The 9,274-nt window shown below is 40.9% G+C and carries 11 protein-coding genes; 6 read left to right on the top strand and 5 right to left on the bottom strand.

All coding sequences use genetic code 11. The features are described from left to right. Nucleotides 1-40: 40 nt before the first annotated feature. From nrfF to AC1EU2_RS16730, 3 genes are read right to left on the bottom strand one after another with little or no spacing between them, the layout of a single operon-like run. Nucleotides 41-550, bottom strand: a complete 510-nt coding sequence (gene nrfF, locus AC1EU2_RS16740; protein ID WP_480299410.1) for a heme lyase NrfEFG subunit NrfF — start codon at nt 548-550, stop codon at nt 41-43. Beyond that, complete coding sequence (locus AC1EU2_RS16735) at nt 550-1,104, bottom strand: DsbE family thiol:disulfide interchange protein (protein WP_480299409.1); 555 nt, start codon at nt 1,102-1,104, stop codon at nt 550-552. The genes nrfF and AC1EU2_RS16735 overlap by 1 nt, the downstream gene beginning before the upstream one ends. Before the next feature lie 20 nt (nt 1,105-1,124). Further along, nucleotides 1,125-3,113 (bottom strand): heme lyase CcmF/NrfE family subunit, encoded by a 1,989-nt coding sequence (locus AC1EU2_RS16730; RefSeq protein ID WP_480299408.1) that lies wholly within the window; start codon nt 3,111-3,113, stop codon nt 1,125-1,127. Between the two features lie 247 nt (nt 3,114-3,360). On the opposite strand from AC1EU2_RS16730, the gene ccmI reads away from it, so the two are divergent. Next, complete coding sequence (gene ccmI / locus AC1EU2_RS16725) at nt 3,361-4,584, top strand: c-type cytochrome biogenesis protein CcmI (RefSeq protein ID WP_480299407.1); 1,224 nt, start codon at nt 3,361-3,363, stop codon at nt 4,582-4,584. Between the two features lie 60 nt (nt 4,585-4,644). On the opposite strand, the gene AC1EU2_RS16720 is transcribed toward ccmI, so the two are convergent. Beyond that, complete coding sequence (locus tag AC1EU2_RS16720) at nt 4,645-4,983, bottom strand: c-type cytochrome (RefSeq protein WP_480299406.1); 339 nt, start codon at nt 4,981-4,983, stop codon at nt 4,645-4,647. A 327-nt stretch (nt 4,984-5,310) separates the two neighbouring features. On the opposite strand from AC1EU2_RS16720, the gene ccmA reads away from it, so the two are divergent. The 5 genes from ccmA to ccmE are packed head-to-tail and all read left to right on the top strand — an operon-like array spanning nt 5,311 to nt 8,077. After that, nucleotides 5,311-5,961: a cytochrome c biogenesis heme-transporting ATPase CcmA gene (gene ccmA, locus AC1EU2_RS16715; protein WP_480299405.1), complete on the top strand. Its 651-nt coding sequence runs from the start codon at nt 5,311-5,313 to the stop codon at nt 5,959-5,961. Next, complete coding sequence (gene ccmB, locus AC1EU2_RS16710) at nt 5,954-6,658, top strand: heme exporter protein CcmB (RefSeq protein ID WP_480299404.1); 705 nt, start codon at nt 5,954-5,956, stop codon at nt 6,656-6,658. The genes ccmA and ccmB overlap by 8 nt, the downstream gene beginning before the upstream one ends. Next, complete coding sequence (locus tag AC1EU2_RS16705) at nt 6,659-7,405, top strand: heme ABC transporter permease (RefSeq protein ID WP_480299403.1); 747 nt, start codon at nt 6,659-6,661, stop codon at nt 7,403-7,405. It begins immediately after the preceding gene. Next, nucleotides 7,405-7,611: a heme exporter protein CcmD gene (gene ccmD, locus AC1EU2_RS16700; RefSeq protein WP_480299402.1), complete on the top strand. Its 207-nt coding sequence runs from the start codon at nt 7,405-7,407 to the stop codon at nt 7,609-7,611. Before AC1EU2_RS16705 ends, ccmD begins: the two co-directional genes overlap by 1 nt. Then, entirely contained in the window at nt 7,601-8,077 is a 477-nt protein-coding gene (ccmE, locus tag AC1EU2_RS16695; protein WP_480299401.1) for a cytochrome c maturation protein CcmE, read from the top strand. The genes ccmD and ccmE overlap by 11 nt, the downstream gene beginning before the upstream one ends. A gap of 24 nt (nt 8,078-8,101) precedes the next feature. Here the strand turns inward: ccmE and AC1EU2_RS16690 are convergent, their stop codons facing one another. After that, on the bottom strand, nt 8,102-8,932 hold the full coding sequence (locus tag AC1EU2_RS16690; RefSeq protein WP_480299400.1) for a hypothetical protein: 831 nt from the start codon (nt 8,930-8,932) through the stop codon (nt 8,102-8,104). Nucleotides 8,933-9,274 lie beyond the last annotated feature (342 nt).

Below are 9,274 nucleotides of genomic sequence, written 5' to 3'. Positions count from 1 at the left end.
AAATTGCCCTTTTTATCTCTATTTTGGTAAGAATCGACTGTTAAATGTCTTTTTCATTCGCTTCTACTTTACTTGAAAGTAGCTTATCTAACTGTGCTTGTTCTTCTGCGGACAAAGAAGCTGGCTTATCTTCTCGCTTACTTCTTTGCTGACGAACAAACAGACCAACCACCATAGCACCAACAATCAATAGGCCTAATGGTCCCCACCATAATAGATAGGTCTTGCCATCTAATCTTGGGTTGTATAAAACGAAGTCACCGTAGCGCTGAGTCATGTAATTGATGATCTCTGAATCACTACGTCCTTCATCCACCATCTTATATACCTGAAGACGTAAGTCATGTGCTACAGGAGAGTTTGAATCCACTAAGTCTTGATTCTGACACTGTGGACAGCGCATAGAGCGAGCCAATGCAATCCCACGCTTTTGGTTTACTTCACTTTTAAACTGATAGGTATCGACGGGTGTTGCAACAGCTCGACCTATCGTAAACACAAAAACTAGGCTAAACAGCATCAATGCCTTTTTAATTACGGCCGTTTTCATTACTGAGCTCCATCCGCTTTGGCTTCTGCTTGCAACTTCTTAATTAATGGTAATAGTTTATTATTCCATTGATAATCATCAATTGGGCCCGCAAAACGCAATCGAATTACACCCTTGTGGTCAACGACAAAACTTTCCGGTGCACCATACACACCAAGATCAACGCCTAAACTACCTGTATGGTCAAAAATATTGATGCTGTATGGATCACCCATTGTTTTTAACTCTTCCAAAGCATCATCACGTTCATCACGATAATTGATACCATAGATAGGTAAAATATTTTGCTTCTTAAGCTTCATTAAGTATGGATGCTCAAACTTGCATGAAGGACACCATGTGCCCCAAACATTAAGCAATGAAACTTTACCGACCAAATCCTTGTTGGTAATACTTTGTTTTGCATCTTCCAACTTTTCAAGTTTAAACGCTGGAATAGCTTTACCTTCTAAAGCACTGTCTAATTGCTGTGGATTCAGGAAAAGCCCCTGATATAAAAAGAACCCCAGCACTGCAAAAAGTATTAAAGGTATAAAGAGTACAATTTTCTTCATCTTTTCTCCGCTTCTGGTCTTTATTGTGTAACGAGACTGCTGCTAGGTTCATCATTTTTGATGTCCTTTTTGCTTTTAGCAGTAACACGATTACGGTAACGTTTATCAGTAGCAGCCAAAATACCACCAATCATCATAAAGATAGCGCCAAACCAAATCCAACGCACATAAGGTTTATAGTTCAAACGTACTGCATAGTCTGTGCTATCAACCGGGTCGCCCATGGTTACATATAAGTCACGAAAGATACCCCAATCGATACCCACTTCGCTCATGCTCATAACTTGCACATTATATTGGCGTCGCTCTGGCTTTAAGACTGTAACCAGTTCATTGCCCTTAGAGACTTTAACTTGCATTTGATTTGCTGTGTAATTTGGACCTTTAAGTTGTTTCATACCATCGTATGTAAAGGTATAACCTGCGAGCTCGGCGCTTGCACCTGGCCCCATTCGAACTGATTTTTCAACATCATAATGAGAGACCATTGCAACACCGACAACAGTGACAGCCATACCAAAGTGAGCGAATAGCATCCCTTTTTGGCTACGACTTAGGCGAGACCATTCAAATTTGCCTTGTGCCGTTGTTGCCATCTTCTGTGCTGCTTTTATTGTGGCAAGCACAATCCAAATAGCTGCTGATGCACCTAATGCCACCCAAATTTCAAATTTTCCACCGGCAATGAATGGCACAATGAAGCCAAGTACAACTGCAATAATTGCAGGTAAAAGTAAGGTTGCTTTTATTTCGCCTTGTTTCGCTTTCTTCCAACGAATGATTGGACCAATGCCCATAAACACAAATGTCATGAGTGATAATGGAACAAATATCGCATTGAAATAAGGTGGGCCAACAGAAATTTTACCTAAGCCTAGTGAGTCAATCAGCATAGGATATAGCGTACCAAGCAATACTGTTGCTGCTGCAACGGAAAGCAGCAGGTTACATATGAGCAGTAACGTTTCTTTCGACAATAACTGAAAACGTGCTGGGCTACGCATTTGACTCGCTCTGAAAGCGAATAATGTCAGTGAGCCACCAATAGTTATAGCAAGTAATAATAGGATAAATGAGCCACGACTTGGGTCTGCGGCAAAAGAGTGGACCGATGTGAGTACGCCTGAACGTACAATAAAGGTACCTAATAAGCTCAAGCTAAAGGCAAAGATTGAAAGTAGTACGGTCCAGTTACGGAACGTCCCTCTTTTCTCAGTCACAATTAAAGAGTGAATCAATGCCGTTCCTACAAGCCAAGGCATAAAGGAAGCGTTTTCGACCGGATCCCAGAACCACCATCCGCCCCAGCCAAGTTCGTAGTATGCCCACCAAGAACCGAGTGCGATACCGCCGGTTAAGAACGTCCATGCAGCCAATGTCCAAGGACGGCTCCAACGAACCCATGCAGAATCTAAGCGACCACTCATTAACGCCGCAATTGCAAATGCAAAGCTGACAGAGAAGCCAACATAACCGATATAAAGCATTGGTGGATGGAAGATTAAGCCAACATCTTGCAGCATTGGGTTTAAGTCACGACCTTCAAGCGGCATAGGGAATAAACGCTCAAATGGATTTGAGGTCAACAACATAAACAAACAGAAACCAGTAACGATAATACCCAATATTGAAAGCACCCGCGCCGTGTAACGGACATCAATACTCTTACTGAATAATGCTACTGATGCTGTCCATAACGATAAGGTAAACACCCAAAACAGAAGTGAACCTTCATGCCCACCCCATATTGCCGCTATCTTAAAAAACTCAGGCAAATGCGAGTTTGAATGAGCGGCAACATAGCTAATGGAAAAATCGTCGGTTGCAAAGCTATAGCCAAGAATGCCTATGGCGACTGCGACAAAGAAAAACATACCGTAAGTAAGGGGCCAAGCGTATCGAGTGAGTAGCTCATCATTGCGAGCAACACCAATAAGTGGCACTACAGACAATAACAGAGCAAACGCTAAGCCTAGGACTAAAGCGAAGTGTCCGAGTTCAGGGATCATGATGCGTTCCTACTTGTGCAAATTCAAACACTATTCTAGTTGGATTGAATGAGCATTGAATAAAACTGCGGCTATTTTAGAACTAATGGCGTATCTTGTCTGCTAATTTCACGCATTTTGTTACAAGTATTAAATTTGTTTAATCTTACCAAAGTTGATGAAAATCTAGTTCACTCAATGATATTGACGTATAATCGCCCAACCTATTCGGTTTAGCCGTATTTTTTAATTAACAAAAAGACGCTTTATGATGACCACGTTTTGGATTTTTGCGATTATTTTCGTCGCTATCACTTTTGCTCTTATTTGGTTTCCTTTTTTCAAAAAACGTCTCCCTTCGGATACTGTTGAAGACGTAAGGCAACAAGCCAACCTTGAAGTCTACCAAGAAAAACTCGCTTTTATTGAGAAAGACTTAGTTGACGGCACCATCAGCCAAGAAGAGTTTGATGTTTTAAAGCAAGAACTTGAAATTACTCTTTTGCAAGACGTTAAGTCTGCGGAGCAAGAACAAGTCTCGACAAAAATCGTAAAACGAAATCCGGCTTGGCCTCTCATTATGAGCATTACCATTCTGTCAGTGACGGGTTATTTATACAATAAACTCGGTTCGTACGACATTATCGAGAATGTACCGACCATAACTCAAGGTCATGAAGGCATGACGCCAGAACAAATGGCGATGCAGCAACTTATGTTGATGGAGCAACAAGTCAAAGAGAACCCTAAAGACAGTGAGACCTGGTTCAGTCTTGGTCATGCTTATATGTCACTTGGTCGCTATGATGACTCGATACATGCTTTTGACCAAGCAATTGGCATCGACGGTGAAACCGCCGAGCTTTTAGGGCCTAAAGCGACAGCGATGTTCTATAAGAATAGTCAGACCATGACTCCTGAGATTCAAACCATTATCAATAAAGCACTGAAACTGGACTCGAGTGATCCGGCAACACTGCTTTTAGTTGGTATGAATGCTTTCTTTGAGTCCAACTACCAGCAAGCCATCACTGCTTGGGAAAAAATTCTGAATAGTGAACGTCAAGATATTGATCGCGAAGCAGTGAAAAACGCAATTGCAGAAGCGAAAAATCGCCTTGAACATCCACCGAAACCTATTGACCCAAATTTAGGGGTTGAAGTTGAAGTGACCGTTGCAGATGAATTGAAAGATAAGATTTCACCTAATGACACGTTATTTGTCTTTGCACGAACTTCTGGTGACAAAATTGTTCCGATTGCAGCCTATAAAGCTGAACATGAAACCTTCCCAACTCATTTGAAATTAGCTCAGGCAAACGAGCTAGGGACTGCAGTGACATTTAGCGATGTTAAAACCGTAGACATCATTGCGCTCCTGTCTAAGAATGGACGATTTAAACCTGAAGCAGGTGACTTGCAAGGTAGAGCTGCAAATGTAAAAGTCGGTGGGAAAGTCACACTAAAACTAGATACGTTAATTTCTGAATAATCGTATTTTTAGAGATAAAAAAACCGGCTTAAGCCGGTTTTTTTTATGAAATAAGAAAAACTATTTTGCTTTGCTCATCATAAATTCAATCGCAGCTTTTAAGTCGTCTGCATTACATGCAACACAAGTCCCTTTTGGTGGCATCGCACCTTTACCTTTTAATGCTACGGCAACAAGACCATCCATACCTTTCTTGCCGCCACTTTGAGGAACGCTACTTACTTTATCAATTCTTTCTTTCCATGCTTTTTGGTCATGTACTTTTGGAGCACCGGCTAAACCTGTTCCGTGGCACACGTGGCAAGCTTGCATATACGTTGCTTTACCATCCTTTGCTGCAAATGCATTTACTGAAAATACGCTTGCTACTACTGCAATCATTGCTAATTGTTTTTTCATGTTAAACGTTCCTAATACAGAAATTCACACACTTATCTTGTAATTAATGCAGGGTTTAAAGGTTAAAACCCAATTAAAGTAACTTTTTTAAAGCACAAAACGCATGCTTATGACTAAAAAGTATACACAACATTGTGACTATGCTCACTAATTACACAAAAACTTAATGTTGATGACAGCTTGAGTTCAATCAATTTAGTTAAAATGTAAAAGGATTTAGGCATTGTTTGCAGTAAATCAAAGTCTTTTTACTATGCTGTAACCTTCGTCAGGCTTTGTGCTAAACTGACCGCCATTCAAATAAAGACACTAGCGTTAGAGAGTGCTGTGACAACAACGACTTCTGAGAACCCGTTAATCGCTGCAGATAGGCTCACCTGCATTCGTGAAGAACGTATACTATTTGATGAGCTCAGTTTTGAGATTCACGCTGGTGATATCGTTCAAATCGAAGGCCCAAATGGTGCAGGTAAAACCAGTCTATTACGCATTCTTACTGGCCTGTCACGCCCTTATGATGGTCAAGTGCTTTTTCATGGGCACAATATCGAGCGAGTGAGTGAAGAGTATCATCAAGATCTACTTTATCTCGGTCACAAGCCTGGTGTAAAACCCGAACTTTCTGCAGCAGAGAACTTGAAAGTGAACCTCACATTGAGTGGTCAATATCAGCACGAAATAAAAGACACGTTAGCGCAGGTTGGCTTAGATGGCTTTGAAGATGCTCTAGCTGGTCACCTCTCAGCTGGCCAACATCGCCGTACAGCACTGGCACGTCTGTGGGATACCAGTACGCAGATTTGGATCCTAGACGAACCTTTTACCGCAATCGACAAGCGTGGGGTTGAGAATCTAGAGAAGCGTTTTATTGAGCACGCCAACAATGACGGTTGTGTCATTTTAACCAGCCATCAAGATTTAGGCGTTATAAGCTCTGATCGTTTAAAGCGTATTAGCTTGGGTAATCTCGATGACTAAAGGAACTGCAGTGCAACACGATATCAGTTACAGCCAAGGTTTTATCACCATTTTAAAACGTGACCTCTCAATAGCCATTCGTCACAGAGGTGATATTTTTAACCCGCTGTTATTTTTTGTCATGGTAATTACCTTGTTCCCGTTGGGCATTGGCCCTGAGCCGAACACCTTGACCAAAATCGCACCAGGGATTATTTGGGTGGCAGCACTGCTTTCTTCAATGCTCTCACTCGAACGTTTATTTAAAGCCGATTTTAATGATGGTACTTTGGAGCAAATGCTATTAAGTCCACAACCTCTGCCCATACTTGCTTTGGCTAAGGTAATTGCACATTGGTTACTAACGGGCTTACCACTTGTGATCATTGCTCCTCTGCTCGGCTTACTGTTAAACCTAGAGTCGAACGCTTACACAGCACTGTTATTAACGCTACTTGTAGGTACGCCGGTATTAAGCTTGTTAGGTGCTATTGGTGTCGCTTTAACAGTAGGAATCAATAAAGGCGGTGTTTTACTGAGTTTGTTGATCCTTCCTTTGTATATTCCAGTACTTATCTTTGCGACAAGTGCAATTGATGCAGCAGGAATGAGCTTACCCTACAGCGGACATTTGGCTATAATAGCGGCAATGTTAGTCGGTTCATTAACTTTGGCACCCTTTGCAATCGGTGCAGCATTAAAAGTGAGTACAAATTAAATGTGGAAATGGCTTCATCCTTATGCGCAACCAGAACGTGCGTACCAACTTTCTACAAAACTGTTCCCATGGTTTGCCATTTTAGGCTTTTCAATGGTCATTGTTGGTACGATTTGGGGACTTTTATTCGCTCCAACGGATTATCAACAAGGTGATAGTTATCGCATCATCTTTATTCACGTGCCTGCGGCGTCTATGTCGATGTCGGTTTATGTCGGTATGGCTATCGCCTCATTCGTTGGTTTAGTCTGGCAATTAAAAATGGCTGACTGGGCAGCAGCATCAATGGCTCCAATCGGTGCAGTGATGACCTTCATTGCATTAATCACAGGTTCTCTCTGGGGTAAACCTATGTGGGGCACCTACTGGGTTTGGGATGCACGATTAACCTCTGAACTCTTGCTACTATTTCTATATCTAGGCGTGATTGCACTGTACAACTCGTTTGAAGATAAAGTAATCGCAGCGCGTGCAGCTGGCATTTTATCTATTGTAGGCGTGATTAATATTCCAATCATCAAGTACTCTGTGGATTGGTGGAATTCATTGCATCAAGGTTCAACGATTAAAATCACCGAAAAATCTGCGATTACTGGCGATATGTTGCACCCTTTATTACTCAATATTTTTGGTTTTGGCTTAATGATTGGTGCAATTACTATCATGCGATTTAAGGCTGAAATTATCGCCCGCTGCAGTATGCGTGCTTGGGTTAAAGACATGGCGATGAAAGAGGTGAACAAATAATGCAATTCGACTCACTACAAAGCTTTCTTCAAATGGGAGGCTACGCTGCTTATGTCTGGGCCTCATTTGGGATCTGCTTTGCAAGTTTACTGATTTTAATTTTCTTTAGCGCCACCAAAGAGCGTAAAATTCTTAAAGAAATTGCCACAAAACTCGAGCGTGAACAGCGTTTGAAAGATATACGGAGAAAAAAGAATGAATCCTAGGCGTAAAAAGCGACTGGCTCTGGCCTCTGCATTAGTTATTGGTTTTGCTGCAGCAATTGCATTACTGCTTTATGCGCTGAATTCTAATTTGAATCTCTTCTATACCCCTTCTGAAGTTACTATGGGGAAGAAGGATACTGGTCAGAAACCCAGCATAGGCCAGCGTATTCGTATTGGTGGCATGGTTACAGTTGGTTCGCTCAAGCGCGACCCAGACAGTTTACATGTTCAATTTGCGGTACATGATTCGACAGGAAAGCAAATCACGGTCACTTACGATAACCTGTTGCCCGATTTATTCCGTGAAGGCCAAGGAATTGTGGCTCAAGGCGTTTTAGTCGGGCCTCATACGCTTAAAGCAACCGAAGTATTAGCTAAGCATGATGAAAACTACATGCCTCCAGAAGTTGCTGAAGCCATGGGTAAAGATCATAAGAAGTTGGAATATCCGTCTTCTGAGAAGTAATTCATAAAGCGACAAGGATGTTGCTTAAGCTCTCATACCAGCAAATTGTAGTGGCAGCGTTTCATCTCCTACATCCTGACCGACTGAGCTTTTTAAATCCATACTACATGTTCCTATAACTTTCGCATGATCATCCTGAAAAAGAACCCAAAATGCCTTGCGAGTATTGTCCTCAGATTGCGAAAAATATGGTTCTCGTTTATGTTCTGCAGCATAAAACTTCACAGTAGGGTCAATACAATGGTCTTCAAGCCATGTAAATGAATCATTTGCAAATGAATCATTACCAGGCTCTGCAAGACACCTTAAATGATAATTCGCTTCTGCTCTCTCTGAAGACGAATAAGTTTGTAGTAGCCGTTCTTGTGCCTGAAAAATTGTAAGTTCTGGCTTTTCTAATCTTTCTTCAAGTGTTCGCACTCTTAATTTTGAACGGTTATCATTTTCCTTCTGTTTTGCTTCTGTTTTTATTATTTCACACAAGTCTTCACTTTCGTCACTTCCATTCGTATTCCCATAGAAAAGTTTGAATTTACAACCTACAGACGTTTCCTCTTGAATTATTTTAGGTCGACCTTCGTATCCAGGTAGAGGCGCTATTTTGCATTTATTAAATTGCTCCATAGCTTTTAAACATACTGCTAAATCTTGTTTGGGATTAATTAGTGCAGATAAGCTATATTTTACTTTCCTACTATCACCTGGAAATATTGAGTGCCAGATTCTATGAAAGATCCCTTCAGCTCGTGACATTGCGTGATTGATTTCACCTGAACTTATTTCTGGTGCTTGCTTACCGACAGTATAATAGTCTTTTACTGTACTGATATGAAACACTCCGTCTAAAGCCCCCATAAATAGCTCCTGTTAAATATCTGCAGAATATAAGAAGTATGTTAAAAAGATATAATACCCCTTAACGTTTCTTTGACTTCTCATGTATTAAAATCACTTCTTTATTTTTCTGCAGGGAATGAACCCATAATTTTTAGAGCTTGCAGGGGCATAAAAGTTCTCTACATGAACAATAGTTAATCCATTAGAAACCTACATTTACATTGATTTACACTTGTTAAATTCTGCAGAATTCAACGTAAAAGAGCTAAAAGATTAACTAAAGTTAACAATGGAGCTTTTATTCTATTTATTTCAATACTTTAGAAACCTACTAGAATATTAAGAGCTTTAATAGTAAGT

This window comes from Parashewanella sp. 2304DJ23-3 (assembly GCF_056591695.1).
Note: the sequence above shows the minus strand (reverse complement) of the source record. Positions and strands in the feature narration are given on the sequence as shown.